We start from the raw sequence: 22,561 nt of genomic DNA, 5'->3' as shown, positions 1-22,561 counted from the left end.
CATCGGGTTTCTGCTAAAACGCCGCAATCGCAACAGGTCGCGGCGTATTTCGTGTAGTCGCTCCCGCCAGTCCCGGCTTTTGTTTTCATGCCGTCTCGAGAGACCGGAGGCATTTTCCACCGGACAGTACGATCACCGATTGCCGCCGGTACGGTCCGCGCAGTGGCGCTGTCACCGTTCCCGGACGGAAACGTGCGACCGACCGGTTTCCCTCAGCTCTTGGCCTCCTGCCAGGTCGGTCCGTGCCGGCCGCGGCGCGGCTGCAGGGAAAGCAGGGTGTCGAAGTCGCGCAGCAGGTAGATCGTGGCGATCGCCGCCAGCATCGGCCAGGCGGCGAAGAAGAGCAGGTTCGGCGGGGTCCAGGGATCGAGATAGTTCGAGATCGGGCTCAGGCTCGAGACCAGATGCATCAGGAAGACGAGGGCGGTCGCCCAGCGTTTCTGGAAACCGGTGAGGAACGCGAGCACGACGATCGCCTGCAGGGCGCCGAGGAGGTAGGAGAGCGCTTCAGCGATCCCGGGCAGGCCGTAATAGATTTGCAGCACGGCCGATGTGCCGCCGGGGTTCAGGAACTTGTTCAGCACCCACATCCCGAGCACGAGGGCGACAGCAAGGCGGAGCAGCAGAAGGCAGAGGGCGAGGCGGGTGCCCGGTACGGAGACGGTTTGCATCTGGCGGGGTCCTGTCGGATCGGCGGTTCTTTGTGTCGCGGACCAGATAGGGGGGCACCAAGTGACGGCGCAAGGCGCCGTACCCGGTCTTCAAGGAAATGTGTTGTCGCGTGACGATACCGTCGCCGGCGGGCAATCCCGCGCCTATTTCGCCGACAGTGGCCGGCGTTTCAGTGTATCTGGATTGTGGTTGTGTGCCGTGCCCTAGCCGAGCGACAGGTGGAGAATCGCGTGTATCAGCGCGCCGCTGCTCTCGCCCTCGGCACGGGCGAGATCCGCCAGTGTCTCGGCGACCTGTTGTTCCGAAAAATGCGGGCCTCTGTTGTCCTAGGTCACGGACAGCGCGCCCTGCGCTCCGCGACCTCCACCTCCGGCGTGCATCCGGCCGGCGCACCGGTGATCCCCGTGGCATTGCGCCATCTCGCGGTGAAGCTTCCGGCCTCCTCGATCCCCGCGGCGCCGGCGGCCGCCTCGAGCCGCTCCAGCTTCAGATGCATGTCGCAGCGCAGCGACGCGAGATCGACCATCACCGGCGCCGGCATGCAGGTCGCTGCAAGCGGGAAGGTCTCCGGGTCGATCAGGCGACCATAGGCATTCTTCAGGTTGGCGAAGCTGCCGAGACTGGAGATCAGCAGGTAGGTCTCGAGACTTTCCCCGGCGAGCTGCGTCGCGCGCATTTCGGCGAGGCTCCGCTCGAAGCTCCGGTAGGCGAACCAGAGGCGTTCCTCGATCCGGTCATACCGGGCTGTCCGTTCGGACGGTTCCTGCGGAACCGGAAGGGCGATCTCGGCGAAGGCCTGGTCGTTGGCGATCAGCCCGGGCAGGGTATCGAGAAACAGTCTGTCGCGCGGGTCCGGCGCCTCCGTCAGCGCCTCCGCCCGGGCGGCCTCGGCGCCGTCGTGGCGGCCGAGGCGCCAGAGCGCGATGGCTTTCAGCGCGAGCGTGTTGGCGTAGAGCCGGTCGGCCCGGAGCGCGGCGATCTGCCCGCTGTCCAGTGCGTCGATGCTGACCACGAGGTCGTGATATTTCTGCAGCACCATCCGCTTCTCGACCGGGCCGAACGGTTCGGGAGCCCCATAGCGCAGCCGGTTCTCCTCTTCGGCGACCTCGGAGAGCGTGGTCTGGAAATCGCGCTGCACCGTGACTGTCACGCACCCGGTCGCGGAGAGCGCGATCGTCATGGCGAGGAACAGGCGGGACCATGACATCCGTGCTGCATTTCGCCTCATGCCTGTCCTCCAGTTTCCTGCCTCTGGCTAGTGATTGGCGTCCAGCGCCGCGCGCAGTTCGTCGACAAAGTGTTCCAGCGCAAAGGGCTCCCCGCCGGCGATGCCGGCGACCCGCCCTTCGAGAACCTCTTTGAAGACCTTGATGACGTTGTCGTCGAGTCCGGTGCTGGACAGTGCTGTCAGGCTCGCCTCGATGAAAGCGCGCAGGGCGCTCTGCTTCATCAGGACGGTCGAAACCCTCGAGACCTGGCCGTTGTCGAGCGCGGCCTCGAGAATGAAATCCAGCACAGCCGTCACCCGAAGCGGACCGCCCTCGAAGGGCTCGAGGAATTCCGCCCGCCGTGCGCCTGCATGCAGGGCCGCGACCAGAATGCTCTTCAGGGTTTCCGGCGCCAGACGGACGTCATCATGCTTCTCCAGCACCGCGAGGGTGGAGGTGAGCAGGATTTCCAGCGCCGCGCCTCGCGCGCCGGCCCCGTCGATGAGCCAGCCCGGATTCTCGACGATCGCGTCCAGTACCGTCTCGACGATCTGGACCAGATGCTCCCTCTCCAGTCTCGGGCGCCATCCCGCGCCCACCTCGCCGGAAGCGACCAGGGCGAGGGTCGTCTTTGCGGCGGCGAGCAGCAGGTTCTTCTTCGGGTCGTTCGCGGCATCGGGCCAGAACAGGGCGAGATTCTCGCCGCTCCGCCGCAGCACCACCTGCATGACCCGTGCGGTCAGGCCCGGCGCCACAAGGCTTTCGAAACCGTGCAGGTCCCGCGTGATCTGTTGGAGCAGCGCGGCAAGCGCGACGTTGCCGCCGGCGATGAGGTCCGGATGCGCGGCGAGGGTGTCCAGCGCGGCACCGGTGATCGCTCGCAGGCCGGCGGCACCGAAGACGGTGTACATTTGGCCGGTCTCGCTCTGCAGCGCCAGGTCCAGCATGGCCTCGCCGACATTCCGTACCAGCGCGCCGGCGCCCTTGTCGCCGATCCCGAGGAATTTTTCCGGGTCGGCAAGAACCGTCTGTCCCGCCGTTGCCAGCACGGTGCGGAAGACCTCCTCCGCCCGGTCCCGGATCAGGCTTTCCCGCGCGATATTTCCGCCGCCCGCGGCCCGGCTCTCCCGGACAAGCGCCGTGACCTTTTCGGAGAGGCCCGCCGCCGTCACCTTGATGACGTCCTGGAAGGCGGCGGAACCGGAGACGAATTCGGGATGTGTGGCGACGGTGTCCAGCACTGCCGTCATCAGCCGTCCGGGCAGGTCGGCGAGCTCGGTTTCGGCGAAGGCGATCTCGTCGATGCCGTCGAGAAAGGCCAGCAGGGCCTTTTCCTGCTCACTCTTCATTTCTCCGCGGCCGGGCCCGACGGTGAAATAGTCGATGCCGATCTCGATGAAGCTGCCGGCGAGCCGCTGGACGGCGCTCGGGTAGCGCTCCCTGCCGCGCCGCCATTGCCGGATCGTCACCAAGGCGGAGAGGGCGCGGTTATCGTAGTAGGATCCGTCGGCAAGCGGTGTGTAGCCGCCCCTCTCATCGGCTTCGAGCAGGCGCTCCTCGTTGAAGGCGAGAAGCAGGTCGTCCTTCTCGGCGTCGGTCAGGGACGGCGCGGCCGGGTCCTGAAGCCGGGTGCGCGCCTTCGCGACGATCCGCCGGATCTCGGGGGCGACCGCGTCGCCTCCCTCGATCCTGATCTGGAAGTGCCCGATGGCGGAGGCGGTATCGACGGTGAGGGTGAAATCCGGCAGCGGCAGGGTCAGTGCCCGCCCGCGGGTATTGTCGAGATAGGCCGCCCGTGCCTGCTGGCCGAGCCGGATGGCGCTGCGGATGCCGAAGAGAACGACTTCAGCGGAGGCGGAGGGGATCATGATCCGGGCTTCCGTCTGGTGGTCGACGCGAACGCATGGCGCCGCTTCCCGGCGCAACCCATTATCTAGCCCAAAAAGCGATCGCGCTGGCCAATTATTTCCGCAATGCGTGTTCTTGATGCGCGCATGCCTGTCCGGCGGCGCTCGTCAGCGTTGCTCGGCCGCCAGCCTCCGGCGCTTCAGGGCGCCCGGATTCCGGTCGTCCGCCGTGCCCCAGCCGAGAGAGAGGTCGAGGATCGCGTGGATCAGCGCATTGTGCGCGACCTCGACGAAGCCGTACTCGTCGCCCGCAACGTGAAAATTGAGATCGCCGGACAGGCGCAGCGGGTTCTCCGTGTCGAACCCGGAAAACGTGATCACCCGGCATCCCGCATCCCTCGCGCGTTCCACCGCATTCAGGATGTTGGGCGAGGAACCGCTGCTGCTGATGGCGACCAGCACGTCGCCTTCCCGGGCGTGATAGCCGATCTGTTCGGCAAAGATCGCCTCGCCGCCGACATCGTTCACCAATGCGGTCAGCAGCGCGGCATCGTTCAGGGCCAGCGACCGGATGCCGCCATTCTTTGAGAAATCGAGCGCATAGTGGGACGCCATCGTGGCGCTGGCGCCGTTGCCGATGAAGATCAGCTTGTGCCCGGCGTCGTGCGCCGCCCGCCCGTGCGCGAGGAATTCCTCGATCCCCGCGCCGATCGTCAGCGGCCGTCCGGCGCGGTCGGTGACGCTGGCGTCGCGAGTGAGGCGCGCCAGGGTTTCGAAATAGTCCGCCGTGCGGTCCGCGAGGCTGCCCATAGCACGTTTGTCCCGTTGTTCGCCCAGCCTGGGCCGTTCAGTCCACGAGATCGCCTTTTACCACATCTCCATCGGGGCCGCCGTCTTCATCGCCGTCCGGTTTGCCGGTAGTGACGATGCGGAAGCCGAGTGCGTCATCGGGCGGCAGCGTGGCCATCGCGCTGAGCACGCCATCCTTGCGGGCGTCAAGCAGCAGGCGGCCGAGCGGCTGGAAGTGGCTGCCACCGCCTTCACCGTCCGGCGCGTCGATCAGAACGCGGACGGAGCGCGGCGCGCGGAATCGGCTGCATTCCAGCATGCGTTCGACCGAGGCCGCGGAATGGGGAAGGTCAAGGCCACGCAGGTCCAGCTCGTATTCCGCATCGCGGTTGCCGCCGAAGAGCGGCTTCAGGTCTCCATGATCAGCCATCCGGCGCCTGTTTCCGTTGTTGGAGCAGATTTCCGTCACGTCATTTGGGCCATAATCCCTCTAACTGCAAGCCTCGGGTGCGGCGACCGGAAATCGCTCCGTATTCAGTTGAAAACACGAGGAACGTCGCTTATTTCTGCTGTGACTTAGTTTTTTGACCTTCGGCTCGTTGGGAGTGTGACATGGCATTGGATCGCAAACATCTAACAGCCGCCGAGGCGGAGGCCGCACAAATCGACGTCGGCCTGCGCAACTACATGCTCGGCGTCTACAACCACATGACGATCGGCCTTGCGCTGACCGGCTTCTTTGCGCTCGGAACCAAGATCCTGGCGATGAGCTCGCCGGCCTTTGCGCAGCTTATCTTCGCCTCGCCGCTGAAATGGGTGATCATGCTGGCGCCGCTCGGCATGGTGTTCTTCCTCGCCGCCCGCATCCAGTCGATGCAGGCTTCGACGGCGCGGACAACCTTCTTCATCTATGCCGGCGTTATGGGCGTGAGCATGGCTTCGATTTTCTTCGTCTTCACGGGCGAGAGCATCGTGCGCGTGTTCTTCATCACCGCCGCGGCCTTCGCGGGGCTCAGCCTTTTCGGCTACACCACGAAGAAGAGCCTCTCCGGCATGGGCTCGTTCCTGTTCATGGGGCTGATCGGCATCCTGATCGCGTCCGTCGTGAACATCTTCATGGCCTCGACCATGCTGCAGTTCATGATCTCGGTCGGCGGCGTGCTGGTCTTTGCCGGCCTGACCGCCTACGACACCCAGAACATCAAGAACATGTACATGGAGTCGGACGACCATGAGGTCGCGACCAAGAAATCGGTCATGGGCGCGCTGCAGCTCTATCTCGATTTCATCTTGATGTTCCAGTATCTTCTCATGCTGTTCGGCAACCGCGAATAGTTCTGCCGGCAGGCAAAATTGAAGGGCCGCGTCCGGGAAACCGGCGCGGCCTTTTTGCTTTTCGCGTAATTTAACGCAATAGCCGTTAACCCCTCCTAAAGATTAATTTATATATAAATCCCTGCGGCCGGACGACCGGGCGCGAGCGCATGAGTTGATTTGAAGGCGCGCAAGCGATGGCGGTTCAGACACTTTACGAGGTGCATACCCTCAAGGGCGGCAGCTGGGCGGTCGATTCGACCTATCCGGACCGCGACGGCGCGATCGAGGTCGCGAAGTCTCTGCACGGCGAAAAGCACTTCCAGGCCGTGAAGGTCGTCAAGGACACCTATGATCCGGCGACCGGTCAGGGCAAGGAAATCGTCGTTTTCGACACCGCTTCGAAAGTCGGGCGCGACAAGCCCGCCCCGGCGGCTGACGAAGCTCCGTCAGCGGCAGCTCCAGCGGCGCCGCTCTCGCCGGCGCCGGCCGCCAGGGTGCGGCAAAAGGGCAAGAACACCAAGAGCGACTACGCGATGGCGGTGAAGGTCTCGGTCCTGCTGGTGCTGATCCTCGTCGGCGGACTCGGGGCAATCTTCCTGTTGCACAATGCGGGCGGCATTTTCCAGAAACTGTTCTGATCAGGGCCAGCGCTTGTTGATCCGCTGCATGCCGATGGCTGTGAAATGCTCGTCGAAATCGGTTGGCGGGCCGGCGATTTCGTGGATTAGTCTCACCAGACCGTAACGGATCACCGGGATTTCCATGCCCTCTTCGCTCCATTCCGGCGGCAGGGGCAGCAGGCAGCGGTTGCGGCCCACATTCACCACAATGTCCCGAAAGGCCAGGCGGCCTTCCCAAAAACAGTCCAGCAGATGGGTGCGGGCGTTTTCGTCCGCATAGGGGTTTGGCGCTGGCACATGATAGTTGGCGACCTCGACCATGCCGAAACCGAGGGAGATGCGGACATCCTTCTTGTAGGTGAGGTGCAGTTTGTGCTGGTCGGCGGCGAGCCCGGTTTCCTCGTCCTTCGCGTTCCGCCGGATGATCAGGCGGTGGCGATAGGTCGGGCGCAGGATCGGTGTCCAGTCGCCGATCTCGCTGTCGGAGACCCGTTTCACCAGCTCTGTGAGATTCATGCCGCCTCAGCCTTCCAGGCGCGTGTCCGCCGGATCACGCATAGGCCATTCGGGAAGGTCCCTGCCGGTCGCTTCCTTGATCACCAGACGGGCATTGTCCAGGATCATCCGGGCCCGCGTCTTCAGCCTCTCCGAGCCGAGAATCGCCTCTGCGATCTCCGGCTGGGAGACCAGCAGCATGACCTCGTCCAGACATTCGCTGAGATCCGCAGCGGCAGCGATGATCTGCGCGTTGCCCTGGCGCTCTGTCGCCTCGCCGCTCCAGCTGATCGTGCCGATCTGTGCTGGTGCCGCGCCTCGCGCGTAGGACCACAGCTCGCCGCTCTGGTTCATGCGCCAGGGGCCGGGCGTGTATTTCGGCATGTCGGGCCCTCCTCACTTTGCCGCCACGGGCCGCAGCGCCACGGGGTCCCGCCACAGGTGGGATTCTCAAGGCGTCACAGCTCTGTTATCATTCTACAAGATATTGTAGGTCCGTTGAGGAAGTTTATGAAAATCCCCCAAATCTGCTTCGCTTTTTTGCTGCTCTTGCCGCTTGGCGGATGCGGGTTGAGCGACCTCTTCGGCAGCGGATCGGAAGAGATGCAGGTCCGCTCCCTGGTTCGCGACGAGCTGGACCGGGTCGAGGCCGAGCGCGGCCCCCGCCGGCGGCAATATATCGACGACCGGGTCGCCGAGACGGTTGCGGCGGAGGATACCGGGGCCACGCGGCTGTCGGAGGTCGAGGTCCGGCTCGGCCAGTTGCAGACCGATCTCAGCATCGTGTCGCGCAAGATCGAGAAACGGATCGAACTCGGTGACACGAACGACTCGCGGGGGCGTTCCACTCCTGCGTCCGCCCCGTTGTCCGCCCCGTCGCCCGGCCTGGACTCTGCCGAACTTGACCGGATGCGGGACGATATCGACGCCGCGCTCCGTGCGGTCAGCAAGCTGAATGCAGACCTGGAGACCAGCGAGGCCCGGGATAGCGCACGCTTCGAACGCCTCGAGCTCAGAACCAGCCGACTTGCCTGGCCGGAGAATGCGGGTGCACGGGGTCTGCATCTGGCATCCTACCGGAGTCACGATGCCGCGCTCGCCGGCTGGGAAGTCATGCGGACGCAATATCCCGATCTGCTCGCCGGTCAGGAACCGCTGATGGTCGAGGTTGAGACGGTAGCCGGCCTGTTCGTGCGCCTCATGGTCGGCGTCGGAGAATCGAAAGCCTGGCTCACCGGAGCCCGGAACCACATTCGTGAACAGGGTGATTACTCGATGATCATGCCGGTTCCGGGGCAATCCTCCCGTCCGGCCGACGATGACGATGGAATGACTATTCCCGACGCGCCGAGAAAGCTGATTCCCGGATCCTGATGCGGGCGGTCTACCGGAACGCTTTGGGATAGTGGTGCCGCAGAAGGGACTCGAACCCCCGACCCCATCATTACGAATGACGTGCTCTACCAACTGAGCTACTGCGGCTTACCCTGCGCGGGAACGGCTACTTAAGACGTCCCGGCGCGCGGTGCAAGGAGAAAATCGGCGCATCTCCGCTCTCCCGGAACGTCGGCGAGATCGTCTCCCTCAGTTCTGGAAGCGGTTGGCGATCCGGCGCTCCGTCTCGGCCAGCGCGGTCAGACCGGGCAGGATTTCCGATTCGAGGAATTCCAGCCGCCGCTGGTGGCCGCCGCCGTGATTGCTGAACCGTTCGGTCCAGAGATTGAACTTCACCACGAGACCGCAGAGCACGCTGCCGGTCGATGCGTGCTGCTCTGTGATCTGGGATCTCAGGCAGCGGAAGGACTCCGCCGTCGGGTTCTCCCAGAATTCGGTCGAGCTCTGATCGAAGTAGGTAAAGCGCTGACGCACCGATTCCACGATTTCCTGCAAAGACTGGAGGCCGTGGACGACGCGGGTCTGCAGCGAGGCGTTGTCGCGGGCGATCGGGGAGCGGAGGAACTCCTCGGTCCAGGGCCGGAACAGCCGGATCCGCTTTTCCGATTCGGTGAGGCAACTGCGGAAGTAGGAAAACCCGAGGAAGGTGTCGCCGTAATTCTCCAGAAAACGGGGAATGGAGCTCACCGAGGTGTCGAGATCCGCTGCTAGCCGCTCCAGTTCCTTCAGGACGGTGTCGCGGTCTGGATTGCGGAGATATTCGACGAGGTTGCCGTAGCTTTCCAGTTGCGTGCCGTCCTTTGCGAAGAGGCGCCGGATGATCGGTCTTGTGTAATGTTTCATGAATTGGGTGAGTTCGCGGTATTTCTCCGGCGAAAGCTTGAGCGCGTCATAGTGCTCGAACCCGATATCCAGTTCGCGCAGCGCGACGCGCAGGGTGTAGACATCGTAGCTGCCGACGGCGGCGAGACGTTTCAGCATGGCGATGTCGCTGAGCAACTCGGGATCGCTCGAGTTGAAGTGGCCGGGAAGGGAGTCCGGCCGGATCTGACCACTGCCGGACTCGCCGTCTCTGAAGAGCTCCACGACACTATTCAACTGGGCGTTCTTGATCAGGGAATGCCTCTTCAGCGCCTGGGTTTTCAGGGGAAGGAGACCGAGCGGAAGCCGATGCAGGCTGTCCATTTCGGTGGTGTCGATTGTCAGACCGACGGGACCGGACTCGGTGGCGCCGACCTTCAGGGGGGACATTTCCATGTCCTCGAACCAGCAAGAACAATGCCGGCGCAAGGACTCGTCGAGAGTCCAAAGGCTTATCCCGTATTCCTGAGATGTAGCGTGATCCGGTCCAAGTCGGCCTGTCTGATACTTGCCCGAATCTGCCTAGCGGGAGGCAATAGATTCCTCCCCGCAAGCGCCCCCGGTACCGTGAGGCCCGGATTCCCGTGGCGCGCTCGCGGGAAGCCGCGCGCGGCGCATGCAGATCTGAACCCGGGTCGCCAAGGGGTTCGGGATTTTCCGAGATCTCGGTTGGCTTGCAGAGCCCCGAATTGCATTTCCATGCATATCATCGAAAGGCGATTCGTTTGGCACCCGAAACAGTCGCGGTCTCCGGCGCAGGCGCGAAGGAGCCGAATGCCGGGAGATGTGCGGACCGCGTGGAAAGCTGGTTTGTCTTGTCAGAGGTGCTGCTGTAATCTTGGGACCCGAAGGTGGTCCCGACAGAACGGAGCGTTGTCAGGGAATGGCTGAAGCCAGCATGGAATCGAGGGTTGCCGCCCTGTGTCTCGAGAAGGGACTGAAAATGACGGAGCCGCGGCGCGTGATCGCGCGGGTGCTGTCGGAGGCGGAAGACCATCCCGACGTCGAGTCGCTGCACGAGCGGGTGCGGGAGATCGACCGCTCGATCTCGATCGCGACGGTCTATCGGACCATGAAGCTGTTCGAGGAAGCCAATATCGTCACCAAGCGTGATTTCGGCGACGGCCGCGCGCGCTACGAGGAGGTGAATGGCGAGGAAGACCATCACCACCACATGATCGATGTGACCACCGGCGACGTGATCGAGTTCTATAACGAGGAACTCGAGGCGCTGAAGGAATACATAGCCCGCGAGCTCGGGTTCGAGCTGGTCGACCATCACCTCGAACTGTTCGGCGTGCCGCTGAAAAAGGCGGAAGCCAAGACGGCCCCCAAATACAAGCCGAAAGCCAAGACCAAGGTCATCAGCGGCAAACCGCAGGCCTGATCCGGGTCTCAACCTTATCCGTTTTGTTGGAGCCCCAAGTCAGGCCACGGACATCTGTGGCAGGATGGCGGTCGCGCGGTAGCGAATCAGCCAGGTCAGGCAGAGCAGGTTCACGATGTTGAAGCTGACCCCGACCACGAAGGCGAGCGGATAGTACGCGGTCAGGTCGTAGATCCAGCCACCGAGAAAACCGCCGAGCGCCATCCCGGCGGTGCCAAAAAAGAACACCACGCCCATGCGCCAGCCGAGCTCGCTGCCGGGATGCAGTTCTCTGGTCGCGAGCGCGTAGGCCGGCACGATGCCGCCGAAGACCAGCCCGAACAGGGCTGAGACGATGAAGAGGCCCGAGAGGCTGTCGACCATCGCAAAGAGCGAGAGCGCGATCGCCTGCAATCCCGCACCGATGAAGATCGTCTTGAGGCCGCCGATCCGGTCCGAAAGGAATCCGAATCCGAGCCGGCTGATTGCACTGCAGGCCAGCAGCAATGAGAGCATCTCCGCGCCGCGCGCCGCCTCGAACCCGAGATCGGTGCAATAGGCGACGATATGGACCAGGGGCATTGCCATGGCGACGCAGCAGCCGACAATGGCAAGCGACAGGATGGCGAGCGGCATTTGCTGCAGGGCGGCGTCCCGGCGCCCGGACGCGGCGGGCGCCGCGGCCGGCGGGGTGAGTGGCTCCGGTGGTGGGCGCCGGAGGATCAGGACAAGCGGCAGCATCGTGCAGATGGCGAAGACACCGTAGGCGAACCAGGTTTCCCGCCAGCCGACGGTCTCGACCCCGTAGTTGAAGATCTGTGGCCAGAACGCACCGGCGACGGCCTGCCCGCTGGCGACGATGGAAACGGCGATCCCGCGTCTCCTGTCGAACCAGCGGGTGGTGTTTGTCAGCAGCGGCGAGAACGCGGCGGAGGTTCCGAGAAAGCCGATCACAGGGCCGCACAAGAACAGCAGCATCCACTCGTCGGAGGCGAAACTCGCCGCCATGATGCCGCTGCCCGCGACGACGGCGCCGAGAAGCGTCGGACGCCCGAGGCCGGCCCGGTCCGCCCAGAGTCCCATGACGATGCCGCCGAGCCCGGTGCCGAGCAACAGCAGGGAATAGGCGAGTGACGGTACCCAGCGCGGCCAGGCGAACCCGGCCGCGATCGGTTTCAGGCTGACGACAAGAAGGTAGGAGGGGCCGAACGCGACCATGATGTAGACCAGCGACGCGGCGACGATCACCCAGCCGTAACGGGTCTCGACGGAGAGCGGGCGTACTGGGTCTTCGGGCGTCTCGGCCATGGCGTTTCACCACGCAAGGTCAGGCACCCGAGCGGTCGATCAGGTGCAGAAAGGATCCGAACACGGACCCTGCGCACCCGCCGATCGTCCCGAGCCCCGTGCCGGTGGCATCGGAGATCCGGAAGAGGGGCGTCGCTGCATCGGACCCGGTTTCGGAAGCATAATGGAATTCGTGCCCGCGCCAAACGCTTCCGGCGGGACCGAGCGGAATGTCTGCGAGTGCGGTTGCGATGCGATAGCCGAGATGCCGTTTGGGTTCGGCAAAGCTGGTCGCGTGCGGGAGCAGTCCAAGCATCGGATGCACCGTGCCGTCCGCATCCGTCAACGTTTCGCCGAGCACCATGTAGCCGCCGCATTCGCCGTAGATCACCGCGCCTTCCTCCGCCCGGCGCCGCACGCCGCTCGCGTATCCCGCTGACGCGGCGAGCCGTCCGGCATGGAGCTCCGGGTAACCGCCGGGCAGAAATACCGCGTCCGCGTCCCCCGCCGGCGCCTCGTCGTTCAGCGGCGAGAAGAGGCTGATTTCGGCGCCGGCCGAACGCCAGCCCGCGAGAATGTGCGGGTAGCAGAAGGCGAAAGCCGGGTCCCGGGCGATGGCGATGCGCTGGCCCAGGGGCGGCAGCGGTGGAGAGGCTCCGGCCGTGGACGCCGCGGCGGGGCGGGCCGAAGCCAGGATCGCGTCCAGGTCAAGATCCGCTTCCATTCTGTCCGCGGCCAGTTCAAGGAAGGCTTCGAGATCCGGATGCTCTCCCGCCTGCACGAGGCCGAGATGGCGGCTCGGACGGGCGAGGGTATTGTCGGTGCGGACCGCCCCGAGAACCGGGTGGCCGTCGGGGAGAAGGGCCCGGCGGAGCATCTCCTCGTGCCGCACGCTGCCGACCTTGTTGAGGATGATCCCTGCGAGCCTGACTTCGGGATCGTGGTTGGCGAACCCGGCGACGAGCGCCGCGACGGATTGCGCCTGACGGGCGGCATCCACCACCAGCAGGACCGGCCAGCCGGTGCGCCGGGCGATGCTCGCTGTCGAGCCGTCGCCGAAGGGATCGTGTTCCTCGCCGAGATTGGCGCCGTCGAACAGGCCCATCACGCCTTCGACCACCAGGACATCCGAGTCGGAACGACGGGTTGCCGCAAGCGTTTTCGGGCGCATTGCCCAGCTGTCGAGGTTGGGGCAGGGCCGTCCGGTGGCGGCGGCATGGAAGGCGGGATCGATATAGTCCGGGCCGACCTTGGCGCTGGCGACATCGACGCCGCGGCGGCGGAGTGCGCGCAGCAACCCCAGGGTGATCGTCGTCTTGCCGCTGCCCGAGGAGGGCGCCGCGACGATCAGGCCGGGAGGCGTGCTCATCCAGCCTGCTCGCTGTCGCCCCGTCCGAGATCCAGCGGATCCGACTGCAGCTTCCTGCCCTCTGCGGCCCCGAGCCAGTCGAGACCGGCGCGCAGGCGTACGATCTCTCCGATCGCGACGATGGCGGGCGGCTGCACCTTGTGGTTCTCGATATCCGCTGCTGCGGCGGCGAGGGTGGTTTCCAGCACGCTCATTTCCGGCAGAGAGGCATTGGTGACGACCGCGACAGGCTCGTCCGCGGGGCGGCCGGCGGCGATCAGCTTTTCCGCGATCGCGCCGATATGCTTGATTGCCATATAGAGAACGAGCGCCGGGCTGCCCCTGGCGACCGCGTTCCAGTCGACTCCGGTGACGTTCCCGGTCGCATCGTGCCCGGTGATCATGGTGACCGCATGATTGGTATCGCGGTGGGTCAGCGGGATGCCGGCGAAGGCAAGGCCGCCGATCCCGGCCGTGATGCCGGGGCAGATCCGGAACGGAACGCCGGCCTGAACCAGGGCCAGAGCCTCCTCCCCGCCGCGCCCGAAGACGAAAGGGTCGCCGCCCTTCAGCCTGAGCACCCGCTTGCCCTGCCGGGCGAGCTGGATCAGGCGGAGCGTGATGTCGGCCTGTTTCGGTGAGGGCTTGCCGCCGCGCTTGCCGGCATATTCCCGCGGCGTTTCCTCGGGGGCGAGGGCGAGTATGTCCTCGCCGACCAGCGCGTCATAGACGATGACGTCCGCCGCCTGCAGGGCGGCATGCGCCTGCAGCGTCAGCAGCCCGGCATGCCCGGGGCCGGCACCCACCAGCCAGACGCTTCCGGGTGCGAAATCGGCGGCGAAATCACTCATGTTGCTCATCGTCCAAACCTACCCCCGCGCTTTCCCCAATGCCAGCGCGGCAATGTTTCCATCTTGGGCGCTGGCCTGTGTCCGCTCTGCCGCACCAGCGTCCTCTTGCCGCGCGAATTCGACATGGATGGCGAGCGCCGGACGGTCTAAGACATTTCCCATGGCAAGGAAACCGGACGGACCCCTGAGGCGCGGCTGGACCACGGGCGCCTGCGCGACGGCGGCGACGAAGGCGGCCTATACCGCGCTGCTCACGGGTGAGTTCCCGGATCCGGTTTCCATCACCCTGCCGAAGGGCGAACAGCCCGCCTTTCCCCTTTCCCGCGAATCGCTCTCGGACGGCGCCGCGACAGCCGCCATCGTGAAGGATGCGGGGGACGATCCGGACGTGACCCACCTCGCCACCATCTCCGTCACCGTGCGGCTTGCCGCGCCGGGCTGTGGAGTTGTCTTTCGTGCAGGCACGGGCGTTGGGACAGTGACAAAAGCCGGCCTGCCGATCCCGCCGGGTGAGCCCGCGATCAACCCGGTGCCGCGCGACCTCATGCGCGGCGTCGTGGCGGAGGTCGCGGCCGCGCATGGCGGCTCGGGCGATGTCGAGATCGAGATCTCGGTGCCGGGCGGCGAGGAGTTGGCGAAAAAGACCTGGAACCCGCGGCTCGGCATTCTCGGCGGGCTTTCGATCCTCGGCACCACGGGCGTGGTCGTGCCCTTCTCCTGCTCGGCCTGGATCCATTCTATCCATCGCGGCATCGACGTGGCGCGCGCCGAGGGCTTCCCGCTGATCGCCGCCTGCACCGGCTCTACCTCGGAGACGGCGGTGGCGAAGCGGCACGGCCTGCCGGAAACCGCCTTCATCGACATGGGCGATTTCGCCGGCGGGATGCTGAAATATCTCCGCCGGCATCCGGTGCCCAAGCTGATCATCGGCGGCGGCTTTGCCAAGCTCGCAAAACTGGCCGAGGGACATATGGACCTGCATTCCGGGCGCAGCCAGATCGACATGGACTGGCTCGCGGCGCAACTCGGCGAAATTGGGGGCTCTGCGGCCGAGGTGCTGGCAGCGCGGGAGGCGAATACCGGGCTCGAGGTTCTGAATATCGCTCAGGCGGCGAGGCTGCCGCTGGGCGACCGGATCGCGATGCTGGCGCGGGAGCAGGCGCTTGCGGTGCTGGACGGCGCCGGGACGGAGATCGCCGTCGAGGTGTTCGACCGTGAGGGCACCCTCGCCGGCAGCGCGGGCGAGGTCTGAGCCATGACACGCCTGCTCGTCCTCGGCGGCACCGAACTCGCGAACCGATTTGTCGCGGTGGCCCGGGAGGCGTGGCCGGATCTGGAGATCGTCCTCTCCCTTGCCGGACGGACGCGCAATCCGAGGCTTCCGGATTGCGAGATCCGAACCGGCGGTTTCGGCGGGCCGGAGGGGCTTGCGGGCTATCTGGAGACGGAAGCCATCACGGCGCTGGTCGATGCGACCCATCCCTATGCGGCGCAGATATCGGCCCATGCGGCCGCGGCGGCGAATTCCGCGTCGGTGCCCTGCCTGCATCTGGTTCGGCCGGAATGGACCGCGTCGCCGGGGGACAACTGGCAAGGCGTGGAGAGCAACGAGGTGGCCGCGCGATGTCTGGAGGAGCTCTCGGCAGCGCACCCGCTCACTGTCTTTCTTTCCATCGGACGGCAGGAGCTGGCGCCCTACCGGTTCCTGACGAACTGCCATCTCGTGATCCGCGCCGTCGAAACCCCGGACGAGGCGGACCTGCCGCCGGGAGCCAAGGTCGTGCTGGCTCGGGGACCGTTCTCCGAGCAGGGCGAGGCGGTTTTCCTGCGGGAGAACGGGATCGACGTCATCGTCTCGAAGAACAGCGGCGGGAGCGCGACCTACGCCAAGATCGCCGCCGCCCGTGCCTTGCAAATGCCTGTGGTGATGGTGGAGCGTCCGGCGCTTCCGGACGGCGAGATCGTCGAGACGGTTGAGGACGCGGTCAGATGGGTTGCGGCCCGTTCTTGACGGTCGTCATCCTATTGAAGTCAACGTCATCCCGGCCAAAGCCGGGATGACGGTAAATAACTGGACGTAGGTTTCAAACCTTCGCTTCCGGTCGCAGCACATGCGTGTGCGCGGCGTCGTAGAGCGCGCTGTCGCGGAATTCCTCCTCGCCGAGCACGCGGCCGACGAGGATGAGTGCGGTGCGGGTGATTTTCGCCTCGCGCACCTTCTGCCGGATGTCGGAGAGCGTGCCGCGGATCACCTGCTGGTCCGGCCAGCTCGCGCGGTAAATCACCGCGACCGGGCAGTCGGCGCCGTAATGCGGCGCCAGTGCCCGCTCGATATGGCGAAGGTTGCGGATCGAGAGATGGATCGCAAGCGTCGCCTTCGAGCGTCCGAGTTCTTCCAGCTCCTCGCCTTCGGGCATCGCGCTCGACTGCATGGTAGTGCGTGTCAGGATCAGGGTCTGGCTGATTTCCGGCAGCGTCAACTCTGTCTGCAGGGCCGCCGCCGCCGCCGTATAGGCGGGCACGCCCGGAATGATCTCGAAGGGAATTCCGGCGGTGCGCAGGCGGCGGATCTGCTCGGCGATGGCGCCGTAGAGCGAGGGGTCGCCGGAATGAACCCGGGCAATATCCTCGCCGCGACCGTGCGCCGCCTCGATCTCTTCCATGATCTCGTCCAGCGTCATCGGCGCGGTGTCGATCACTTTCGCGCCCTCCGGCGCATGGGCGACGACCGCCTCCGGCACCAGCGAGCCGGCATAGAGACAGGCGGGGCAGCGCGCGATCAGGTCGCGGCCCTTGATGGTCAGCAGGTCCGGGTCGCCGGGACCGGCGCCGATGAAATAGACTGTCATTCCGCCGCCTCGTCTTTCTTGCTGTCCGCCCTGATCGAGGTGCCCGCCTTTCCGGCATAGCCGCGCGGGGTATAGACGTGTTTGCCGTCGAAGCGGGTCTCGGACGAACCCACCATCACCAGCGTCATCATGTCGACCTGATCGACCGAGAGATCCTGCAGCGTCGTCACCGTTACCGTCTCGTCCGGCCGGCCGAGCGAACGGCCGAGGATCACCGGCGTCTCCGGCGGGCGGTGCTGCAGCAGCACCTCGCGGGCGTAGGCCAGCTGGGTGCGGCGGCGCATCGAGACCGGGTTGTAGAAGGAGATGACGAAATCGCCCTCGGCGGCGGCCTTCACCCGGGTCTGGATCGCCTCCCAGGGGGTCAGCAGATCCGAAAGCGAGATGGTGCAGAAATCGTGGCCGAGCGGGGCGCCGATCCGGGCGGCGCAGGCCTGCAGGGCCGAGATGCCGGGCGTCACGAACACTTCCAGTCGCTCCCAGTCCTTGCGGCCGGCCTTGTCGAGCAGCTCGTAGACCAGCGTGGCCATGGCGTAGATGCCGATGTCGCCGGAGGAAACGAGGGCGACGGATTTGCCTTCCGCTGCGAGGTCGAGTGCGTAGGCGGCGCGCTTCTCCTCCTCGCCAAGGGCGAAATCGTGCCGCTCCTTGCCCCCGGAGAGCGGGCCGAGCAGGTCGATATAGAGCCCGTAGCCGACGATCACGTCTGACTGGCGGATTGCGGCCGAGGCCTCCGGCGTGCGCCAGTCCGCGGCCCCTGGCCCGATGCCGACGAGGGCGAGACGGCCGCGCGCGGTGCCGGTCGCTCTCGCGTCAATGATCGCGGGCGCCTCGGCGATGGCGCAGGTTGCGCGTTTCGATTTCCGTTTTGGGACCAGCAAAGTCGCTCCCGGTCCGGCGGCGGCGAGTGCGGCGCCCTCGCTGACGCCGTGACAGCCGACCTCTTTGAAGACGATCTCGGACGGGGTGGCGAGGCGCGGCCTCTCCTCCTCCAGTCGGGCTGCATCGAAAAAGCGTACCGGGCGGCCGAGAGTCACGCCGAGTGCATGGACCGCCGTCTCGTCCATTTTCACGTCGACGGAGAAGATCCCGGCGACGGCCTCCGGCGCGAGGCCGGCCTCCGCCAGCGTTTCATCGACCAAATGGATCAGCTCTTCCGGCGCCGCGTCGCGTTCGCAGCCGACGCCGATGGCGAGCCGTTCCGGATGATAGGTCAGGGCGCCGGGCTCAGGTTTCGTTCGATGGACAGAGCCAGCGAGCTTCAGCGCCGCCTTGTCATCGCGCTTCAGGCCGCTTGCCAGAAGCCAGTCGAGCGCCGGGTCGATAGCGGCACTCTCGCCGCGCAGCAGGGCGGCGGCTGCGCTCTTGTAGTCGCTCTCCGGTGCCAGGTGCCAGCCGGGCGGAGGCGCGTCGAGGGCGATGCCGAGTGCGAGGTCGCTGGCCGTGGTTATGGCGGCGACTGTCCCCAGCACGTCCGCCGCTTCGCGAGCGAGATTGTTGGCGCCGCGATGGCCTCCGAGCAGCGGGATCACCGCCGAGCCGTCCTCGGCCACGGCGAGCACCGGCGGCTCGCCTGTCTTGTCCGCGAGCAGCGGGGCCAGGACACGGATCAGCGCCCCCGCTGCGCCGACGAAAAGGATTGGCTCGCCGGCAGTAAAGAGTGCGCGCAGATGGTCCGCCACATCGGCAAAGACCGTATCTGCCGGCGCGCTGCGCGCATGCAGCTCCTGACCGAGGCTCTCCGCGAGCTTCTTCCCCGTCGCGAGACCGGAGGGCGAGAGGACGACAACGCTCATAACTCACTTCCTTCGAGAAAGGCTTCGCCGCGCTTGTGCAGGAGGATCATGGAGAAATAGGGCACGGTTTCCGGGTCGACCTGGTTGAGGTCAAGGCAGCGCTGGTTCTGCATGGTCGCGTGTTCGATATAGCGGGCCGCGCCGGCGTGGCCGAGTTCGGTCAGCAATGCATGGATGCGGCGGAAATGGCGCCCGATCTTCATGATCACGACCCCGTCCGCAAGTTCGATCCGGCGGCGCAGTTCTTCGTCCTCGAGCGGCGCGGGCAGCACCGTCAGCACGTCGTTGCGCGAGACCAGCGGCGCGCCGAGTGCGGCGGCGGACGCCATCGGTGAGGAGATGCCGGGCACCACCTCCACCGGATGGGTTTTCGCCAGCCTCTCGTAGAGATACATGAAAGAGCCGTAGAAGAACGGGTCGCCCTCGCAGAGCACCACGACATTTCGTCCGGCCTCGAGCGCGCCGCCGATATGGAGTGCCGCCTCGTCATAGACCTTCGCCGCGGGAAAGCGGGAAGCGACCATCGGCATGCGGATCGCGTATTCCTCAAGCCCGTGCGGGATATGCGGCGCGGCGATGCGACGGGCGAGGCTTTGACCGACCTCCGGCGCCGGGTAGCAGACGAGGTCCGCTGCCTGTAACCGCTTCACCGCTTTCAGGGTGATCAGGTCGGGGTCGCCCGGCCCGACGCCGATACCGGTCAGGAATCCGCTCATGATCTAGCTCGTGGCTCCCGGACCCGGCTTGCGGCAGATCCATTGCGTCACCGGCATCAAGGGACGCCAGCCGTGATAGGGCCCGACCGGCTCGAGACGCGAGACGGCGATCCGGACCAGCTCTCCGCCGAGCATGGCGCGGGCCTCCGTCAGTTCGGCCTCTCCTTCGAGCGTCACCACGTTGGCCACCAGGCGGCCGCCGCTCTTGAGGGCATTCCAGCAGATCTCCAGCAGACCGGGCGCGGTGATGCCACCGCCGAGAAAGATCGCATCCGGTTCCTCCAGCCCGTCGAGTGCGTCGGGCGCGCTGCCCTCGACGATCGTCAGGAAGGGCGTTCCGAGGTTTTCGGCGTTGCGGCGGATCCGCGCGATCCGTTCCGCCTTGGGTTCGATGGCGATGGCGCGGGCCAGCGGGTCTGCGCGCATCCACTCGATCGAGATAGAGCCGGAGCCGGAGCCGATATCCCAGAGCAGCTGGTCGGGGCCGGGACGAAGCGCGGCGAGGGTCGCGGCGCGCACTTCGCGCTTGGTGAGCTGTCCATCGTTCTCGAAGAAGGCATCGTCGAGACCCGGCGTGGCGCCGAGGGCGACCGGGCGGTCCGGCGCTGAGAGCTGTACTGCTACGGTGTTGAAATCCGCGCCCGGCGCATGCTCCCAGCTCTCGGCGACGCCGTCCAGCCGCGCTTCCCTCGCACCGCCCATATGCTCGAAGACGGTGAGTGCGCTCTTGCCGAAACCGGCGCCGGTGAGGAAAGCGGCGACCTGGCCCGGCGTCTCCCGTCCCTCGCTCAGCAGGATCAGCCGCGCGCCCGGCTGCAGCGTGGCCGCGAGTAGGGAAAGCGGTCGACCATGGACAGTCAGGGTCCGTACCTCCGCGAGCGGCCATCCGAGGCGGGCGGCAGAAAGGGAGAAGGCGGACGGCGCCGGGATGACGATCATCTCCTCGACCGGCAATATCTTCGCGAAGGTGGCACCGATGCCGTACTGCATCGGATCGCCGGTTGCCAGCACGGCGACCTTCCGGCCGCGCAGATCGTGGAGCCTGTCGATGAAGCTTTGCAGCGGCGAGGGCCACTCGATCCGCTCGCGGCCGTCCTCCGGCAGCATGGCGAGATGGCGCGCGCCGCCGATCAGGATTTCGGCATCGCCCAGATATTCTCGGGCGTTGCGGGAAAGACCGTCCAGCCCGTCCTCGCCGATCCCGATGACGTGGAGCCAGGGGGCCTCTATGCTCATTCCGAAATGTCCTTGCCGGCGAGAATGGAGAGTGCGTTTACCGCCGCAGACGCCATGGCGCTGCCGCCGCGTCTGCCTTTGAGTGTGAGGAAGGACGGCAGGCCCGACGTCTCCGCCAGTGCGGTTTTCGACTCCGCAGCGCCGACGAAACCGACGGGGAAACCGAGAATCACCGCCGGTCGCGGACCGCCCTCGAGTATCAGTTCCATCAACCGGAAGAGGGCGGTCGGCGCATTGCCGATCGCGACCACGGCACCGCCGAGCTTCTCCCGCCAGAGCCCGACCTGGGCGGCGGACAGCGTCGTCGCCTCCACCTTTGCGAGCGCCCTGAGACGGGGCTCGCGGATCAGGCAGACCACTTCGTTCTGCTTTGGCAGCAGGCGTGGGGTGATGCCGTGCGCCACCATGGCGGCATCGCAGACCACTGGCGCTCCGGCCGCCAGCGCCGCCCGTCCGGCCGCGACCGCACCTGCGCCGAAGATCAGGTCCGACGCGATCTCCGGCATGCCGCAGGCATGGACCAACCGCACCGCCACCTCGGCCTCCGCGGGATCGAAGCGCGCGAGGTCGGTCTCGGCGCGCACGATCTCGAAAGACTGCCGGTAGATGGCGTCCGGATCTTTCTCGTAGGAGAAGACAGGTGCGGACATGGTGCGGGTCCGGCGCTCAGTTGTCGGTCAGCGTACGGGGGCCGAGCGGGTGGTCCGCATGCGGGTACGGATGGTGATGATGGTCGTGTCCATGGTCATGTCCGTGCCCGTGGTCATGTCCGTGCCCGTGGGAATGTCCGTGCCCGTGGGAATGGCCGTGATGGTGGTGCCCGTCGCCATGATCATGATCGTGATCGTGGCTGTGCCCGTCGCCGGTGCCGATTCCCTCCACATGGTGGTGATGGCTTTCCTGCGGCAGGCCGACCTCGGCCTCGAAGCCGAGTACCTGCTGGCGGTACTTGCACATCTGGCAGTTCATGTTGCCCGTGCCCTCGTCGATCTCGCGCACCCGGTCGAGGAAGGTTTCGATCACAAGCGGATGGTCGTTGAGATAGGACGCCTTGACGAATTCGATCTCCGGATGGCGCGCTGCGACCTTGTCGACATAGTCGTAGATCCGCGTCACCAGGATTCCGGTGAAGAGGAAATAGGGGAAGACGACGATCCGCTTGTAGCCGAGTTTGGCGGCATGCTCGAGCGCCGGCTCGACCAGCGGGAAGGTGACGCCGGAATAGGCGGTCTCGCCCCAGCCGAAGCCCATGCCCTCCCAGAGCATGCGCATGACCTTGGCGACGTTGGAATTGGCATCCGGGTCGGAGGCGCCGCGGCCGACCACGACCAGCATGGTCTCGTGCCGCGAGACATGCTCGCCCGCGTCTTTCAGGGCCTCCTCGATGCGCTCGCCGGCGGCGCGAATCATCTTCAGATCGATGCCGAGCTCGCGTCCGTAGCGGATCGTGACGCCCTCTGCGCCGGCCGCATAGGTGTTCAGTACGGAAGGAATGTCGTTCTTCGCATGACCGGCAGCGAACAGCATGCCGGGCACGGCCAGGACGTCGGTGACGCCGCGCTCGCGCAATGCGTCGAGACCGTTGCGGATGATCGGAGTGGCGAATTCGAGATAACCGTAATCGACCGGCATGTCCGGCAGCTTTTCCTTGATCCGCACCGCGAGCTTCGCGAACTCGTCGACGGCCGCCTGGTCGCGGCTGCCGTGCCCGCAGATCATAACACCTTGTTTTCCGCCGGAGTTTCCGTCTGTCATGCTCATCCCATCCCCACCGCCGCGCTCACGGGGACGCGGAGAACACGTCTCCGCCCACGAGCCGCCGCGGATATCCTCTTTCATGGATTTATCCGCCCCCGGGCACCTTCCGGGGCGCCCGTCACGTCAGTGTCCCGGGCCGCTACGTTCTGG

Annotated in this window: 23 protein-coding genes and 1 tRNA gene; 6 read left to right on the top strand and 18 right to left on the bottom strand. The window is 65.8% G+C overall.

Features of this window, described 5'->3' with window-relative positions:
• Positions 1 to 212: 212 nt before the first annotated feature.
• The 5 genes from ACOOE1_RS12690 to ACOOE1_RS12670 all read right to left on the bottom strand — a co-directional run bounded on the left by ACOOE1_RS12690 (position 213) and on the right by ACOOE1_RS12670 (position 4,946).
• Positions 213 to 671 (bottom strand): hypothetical protein, encoded by a 459-nt coding sequence (locus ACOOE1_RS12690; protein WP_420402563.1) that lies wholly within the window; start codon positions 669 to 671, stop codon positions 213 to 215.
• 332 nt (positions 672 to 1,003) lie between these two features.
• Complete coding sequence (locus ACOOE1_RS12685; RefSeq protein WP_420402562.1) at positions 1,004 to 1,900, bottom strand: hypothetical protein; 897 nt, start codon at positions 1,898 to 1,900, stop codon at positions 1,004 to 1,006.
• Positions 1,901 to 1,927: 27 nt separating this feature from the next.
• Positions 1,928 to 3,748 (bottom strand): hypothetical protein, encoded by a 1,821-nt coding sequence (locus tag ACOOE1_RS12680; RefSeq protein WP_420402561.1) that lies wholly within the window; start codon positions 3,746 to 3,748, stop codon positions 1,928 to 1,930.
• Positions 3,749 to 3,895: 147 nt separating this feature from the next.
• On the bottom strand, positions 3,896 to 4,537 hold the full coding sequence (locus tag ACOOE1_RS12675; protein ID WP_420402560.1) for an SIS domain-containing protein: 642 nt from the start codon (positions 4,535 to 4,537) through the stop codon (positions 3,896 to 3,898).
• Between the two features lie 37 nt (positions 4,538 to 4,574).
• Entirely contained in the window at positions 4,575 to 4,946 is a 372-nt protein-coding gene (locus tag ACOOE1_RS12670) for a hypothetical protein (protein WP_420402559.1), read from the bottom strand.
• A gap of 182 nt (positions 4,947 to 5,128) precedes the next feature.
• On the opposite strand from ACOOE1_RS12670, the gene ACOOE1_RS12665 reads away from it, so the two are divergent.
• Both ACOOE1_RS12665 and ACOOE1_RS12660 read left to right on the top strand, forming a co-directional pair.
• On the top strand, positions 5,129 to 5,851 hold the full coding sequence (locus ACOOE1_RS12665) for a Bax inhibitor-1 family protein (RefSeq protein ID WP_420402558.1): 723 nt from the start codon (positions 5,129 to 5,131) through the stop codon (positions 5,849 to 5,851).
• Positions 5,852 to 6,027: 176 nt separating this feature from the next.
• Positions 6,028 to 6,471 (top strand): hypothetical protein, encoded by a 444-nt coding sequence (locus ACOOE1_RS12660; protein ID WP_420402557.1) that lies wholly within the window; start codon positions 6,028 to 6,030, stop codon positions 6,469 to 6,471.
• Here the strand turns inward: ACOOE1_RS12660 and ACOOE1_RS12655 are convergent, their stop codons facing one another.
• Both ACOOE1_RS12655 and ACOOE1_RS12650 read right to left on the bottom strand, forming a co-directional pair.
• Positions 6,472 to 6,969 (bottom strand): hypothetical protein, encoded by a 498-nt coding sequence (locus ACOOE1_RS12655; RefSeq protein ID WP_420402556.1) that lies wholly within the window; start codon positions 6,967 to 6,969, stop codon positions 6,472 to 6,474. It abuts the gene before it with no gap.
• Between the two features lie 6 nt (positions 6,970 to 6,975).
• Positions 6,976 to 7,332 (bottom strand): hypothetical protein, encoded by a 357-nt coding sequence (locus tag ACOOE1_RS12650; RefSeq protein ID WP_420402555.1) that lies wholly within the window; start codon positions 7,330 to 7,332, stop codon positions 6,976 to 6,978.
• Positions 7,333 to 7,518: 186 nt separating this feature from the next.
• On the opposite strand from ACOOE1_RS12650, the gene ACOOE1_RS12645 reads away from it, so the two are divergent.
• On the top strand, positions 7,519 to 8,322 hold the full coding sequence (locus tag ACOOE1_RS12645) for a hypothetical protein (protein ID WP_420402554.1): 804 nt from the start codon (positions 7,519 to 7,521) through the stop codon (positions 8,320 to 8,322).
• 32 nt (positions 8,323 to 8,354) lie between these two features.
• Here the strand turns inward: ACOOE1_RS12645 and ACOOE1_RS12640 are convergent.
• Positions 8,355 to 8,430 (bottom strand) — tRNA-Thr (locus ACOOE1_RS12640).
• Positions 8,431 to 8,532: 102 nt separating this feature from the next.
• On the bottom strand, positions 8,533 to 9,594 hold the full coding sequence (locus tag ACOOE1_RS12635; RefSeq protein WP_420402553.1) for a hypothetical protein: 1,062 nt from the start codon (positions 9,592 to 9,594) through the stop codon (positions 8,533 to 8,535).
• Between the two features lie 508 nt (positions 9,595 to 10,102).
• On the opposite strand from ACOOE1_RS12635, the gene ACOOE1_RS12630 reads away from it, so the two are divergent.
• Positions 10,103 to 10,591: a Fur family transcriptional regulator gene (locus ACOOE1_RS12630; protein WP_420406429.1), complete on the top strand. Its 489-nt coding sequence runs from the start codon at positions 10,103 to 10,105 to the stop codon at positions 10,589 to 10,591.
• Positions 10,592 to 10,630: 39 nt separating this feature from the next.
• Here ACOOE1_RS12630 and ACOOE1_RS12625 read toward each other — a convergent pair whose 3' ends face one another.
• From ACOOE1_RS12625 to cobA, 3 genes are read right to left on the bottom strand one after another with little or no spacing between them, the layout of a single operon-like run.
• Positions 10,631 to 11,878, bottom strand: a complete 1,248-nt coding sequence (locus tag ACOOE1_RS12625) for an MFS transporter (RefSeq protein WP_420402552.1) — start codon at positions 11,876 to 11,878, stop codon at positions 10,631 to 10,633.
• Positions 11,879 to 11,897: 19 nt separating this feature from the next.
• The gene (locus ACOOE1_RS12620) at positions 11,898 to 13,226 is read right to left on the bottom strand and encodes a cobyrinate a,c-diamide synthase (protein WP_420402551.1); all 1,329 of its coding nucleotides are present in this window, start codon (positions 13,224 to 13,226) and stop codon (positions 11,898 to 11,900) included.
• Positions 13,223 to 14,056: a uroporphyrinogen-III C-methyltransferase gene (gene cobA / locus ACOOE1_RS12615; RefSeq protein WP_420402550.1), complete on the bottom strand. Its 834-nt coding sequence runs from the start codon at positions 14,054 to 14,056 to the stop codon at positions 13,223 to 13,225. Before cobA ends, ACOOE1_RS12620 begins: the two co-directional genes overlap by 4 nt.
• Positions 14,057 to 14,216: 160 nt before the next feature.
• On the opposite strand from cobA, the gene ACOOE1_RS12610 reads away from it, so the two are divergent.
• Positions 14,217 to 15,308, top strand: a complete 1,092-nt coding sequence (locus ACOOE1_RS12610; RefSeq protein ID WP_420402549.1) for a cobalt-precorrin-5B (C(1))-methyltransferase — start codon at positions 14,217 to 14,219, stop codon at positions 15,306 to 15,308.
• A 3-nt stretch (positions 15,309 to 15,311) separates the two neighbouring features.
• Entirely contained in the window at positions 15,312 to 16,067 is a 756-nt protein-coding gene (locus ACOOE1_RS12605; protein WP_420402548.1) for a cobalt-precorrin-6A reductase, read from the top strand.
• Positions 16,068 to 16,140: 73 nt separating this feature from the next.
• On the opposite strand, the gene cobM is transcribed toward ACOOE1_RS12605, so the two are convergent.
• From cobM to ACOOE1_RS12575, 6 genes are read right to left on the bottom strand one after another with little or no spacing between them, the layout of a single operon-like run.
• Positions 16,141 to 16,905, bottom strand: coding sequence for a precorrin-4 C(11)-methyltransferase (gene cobM, locus ACOOE1_RS12600; RefSeq protein ID WP_420402547.1), 765 nt, complete (start codon positions 16,903 to 16,905; stop codon positions 16,141 to 16,143).
• On the bottom strand, positions 16,902 to 18,701 hold the full coding sequence (cobJ, locus tag ACOOE1_RS12595; RefSeq protein WP_420402546.1) for a precorrin-3B C(17)-methyltransferase: 1,800 nt from the start codon (positions 18,699 to 18,701) through the stop codon (positions 16,902 to 16,904). The genes cobM and cobJ overlap by 4 nt, the downstream gene beginning before the upstream one ends.
• Positions 18,698 to 19,417: a precorrin-2 C(20)-methyltransferase gene (gene cobI, locus ACOOE1_RS12590; RefSeq protein WP_420402545.1), complete on the bottom strand. Its 720-nt coding sequence runs from the start codon at positions 19,415 to 19,417 to the stop codon at positions 18,698 to 18,700. The genes cobJ and cobI overlap by 4 nt, the downstream gene beginning before the upstream one ends.
• 3 nt (positions 19,418 to 19,420) lie before the next feature.
• On the bottom strand, positions 19,421 to 20,653 hold the full coding sequence (gene cbiE, locus ACOOE1_RS12585; protein WP_420402544.1) for a precorrin-6y C5,15-methyltransferase (decarboxylating) subunit CbiE: 1,233 nt from the start codon (positions 20,651 to 20,653) through the stop codon (positions 19,421 to 19,423).
• Positions 20,650 to 21,303, bottom strand: coding sequence for a precorrin-8X methylmutase (locus tag ACOOE1_RS12580; protein WP_420402543.1), 654 nt, complete (start codon positions 21,301 to 21,303; stop codon positions 20,650 to 20,652). The genes cbiE and ACOOE1_RS12580 overlap by 4 nt, the downstream gene beginning before the upstream one ends.
• 16 nt (positions 21,304 to 21,319) lie before the next feature.
• Entirely contained in the window at positions 21,320 to 22,408 is a 1,089-nt protein-coding gene (locus ACOOE1_RS12575) for a sirohydrochlorin chelatase (protein ID WP_420402542.1), read from the bottom strand.
• Between the last annotated feature and the right edge of the window lie 153 nt (positions 22,409 to 22,561).

Origin of the sequence: Nisaea sp. (genome assembly GCF_965216895.1) — a bacterium.
Lineage (GTDB): Bacteria > Pseudomonadota > Alphaproteobacteria > Thalassobaculales > Thalassobaculaceae > Nisaea.
Note: the sequence above shows the minus strand (reverse complement) of the source record. Positions and strands in the feature narration are given on the sequence as shown.

Coding starts and splice junctions, on each gene's coding strand:
- cobA (WP_420402550.1), bottom strand. CDS start 14,056: ATGAGTGATTTCGCCGCCGATTTCGCACCCGGAAGCGTCTGGCTGGTG.
- ACOOE1_RS12620 (WP_420402551.1), bottom strand. CDS start 13,226: ATGAGCACGCCTCCCGGCCTGATCGTCGCGGCGCCCTCCTCGGGCAGC.
- cobI (WP_420402545.1), bottom strand. CDS start 19,417: ATGAGCGGATTCCTGACCGGTATCGGCGTCGGGCCGGGCGACCCCGAC.
- ACOOE1_RS12650 (WP_420402555.1), bottom strand. CDS start 7,332: ATGCCGAAATACACGCCCGGCCCCTGGCGCATGAACCAGAGCGGCGAG.
- ACOOE1_RS12685 (WP_420402562.1), bottom strand. CDS start 1,900: ATGAGGCGAAATGCAGCACGGATGTCATGGTCCCGCCTGTTCCTCGCC.
- ACOOE1_RS12605 (WP_420402548.1), top strand. CDS start 15,312: ATGACACGCCTGCTCGTCCTCGGCGGCACCGAACTCGCGAACCGATTT.
- ACOOE1_RS12655 (WP_420402556.1), bottom strand. CDS start 6,969: ATGAATCTCACAGAGCTGGTGAAACGGGTCTCCGACAGCGAGATCGGC.
- cobM (WP_420402547.1), bottom strand. CDS start 16,905: ATGACAGTCTATTTCATCGGCGCCGGTCCCGGCGACCCGGACCTGCTG.
- ACOOE1_RS12625 (WP_420402552.1), bottom strand. CDS start 11,878: ATGGCCGAGACGCCCGAAGACCCAGTACGCCCGCTCTCCGTCGAGACC.
- ACOOE1_RS12680 (WP_420402561.1), bottom strand. CDS start 3,748: ATGATCCCCTCCGCCTCCGCTGAAGTCGTTCTCTTCGGCATCCGCAGC.
- cobJ (WP_420402546.1), bottom strand. CDS start 18,701: ATGAGCGTTGTCGTCCTCTCGCCCTCCGGTCTCGCGACGGGGAAGAAG.
- ACOOE1_RS12610 (WP_420402549.1), top strand. CDS start 14,217: ATGGCAAGGAAACCGGACGGACCCCTGAGGCGCGGCTGGACCACGGGC.
- ACOOE1_RS12670 (WP_420402559.1), bottom strand. CDS start 4,946: ATGGCTGATCATGGAGACCTGAAGCCGCTCTTCGGCGGCAACCGCGAT.
- ACOOE1_RS12660 (WP_420402557.1), top strand. CDS start 6,028: ATGGCGGTTCAGACACTTTACGAGGTGCATACCCTCAAGGGCGGCAGC.
- ACOOE1_RS12675 (WP_420402560.1), bottom strand. CDS start 4,537: ATGGGCAGCCTCGCGGACCGCACGGCGGACTATTTCGAAACCCTGGCG.
- ACOOE1_RS12630 (WP_420406429.1), top strand. CDS start 10,103: ATGGAATCGAGGGTTGCCGCCCTGTGTCTCGAGAAGGGACTGAAAATG.
- ACOOE1_RS12665 (WP_420402558.1), top strand. CDS start 5,129: ATGGCATTGGATCGCAAACATCTAACAGCCGCCGAGGCGGAGGCCGCA.
- ACOOE1_RS12635 (WP_420402553.1), bottom strand. CDS start 9,594: ATGTCCCCCCTGAAGGTCGGCGCCACCGAGTCCGGTCCCGTCGGTCTG.
- cbiE (WP_420402544.1), bottom strand. CDS start 20,653: ATGAGCATAGAGGCCCCCTGGCTCCACGTCATCGGGATCGGCGAGGAC.
- ACOOE1_RS12575 (WP_420402542.1), bottom strand. CDS start 22,408: ATGACAGACGGAAACTCCGGCGGAAAACAAGGTGTTATGATCTGCGGG.
- ACOOE1_RS12580 (WP_420402543.1), bottom strand. CDS start 21,303: ATGTCCGCACCTGTCTTCTCCTACGAGAAAGATCCGGACGCCATCTAC.
- ACOOE1_RS12690 (WP_420402563.1), bottom strand. CDS start 671: ATGCAAACCGTCTCCGTACCGGGCACCCGCCTCGCCCTCTGCCTTCTG.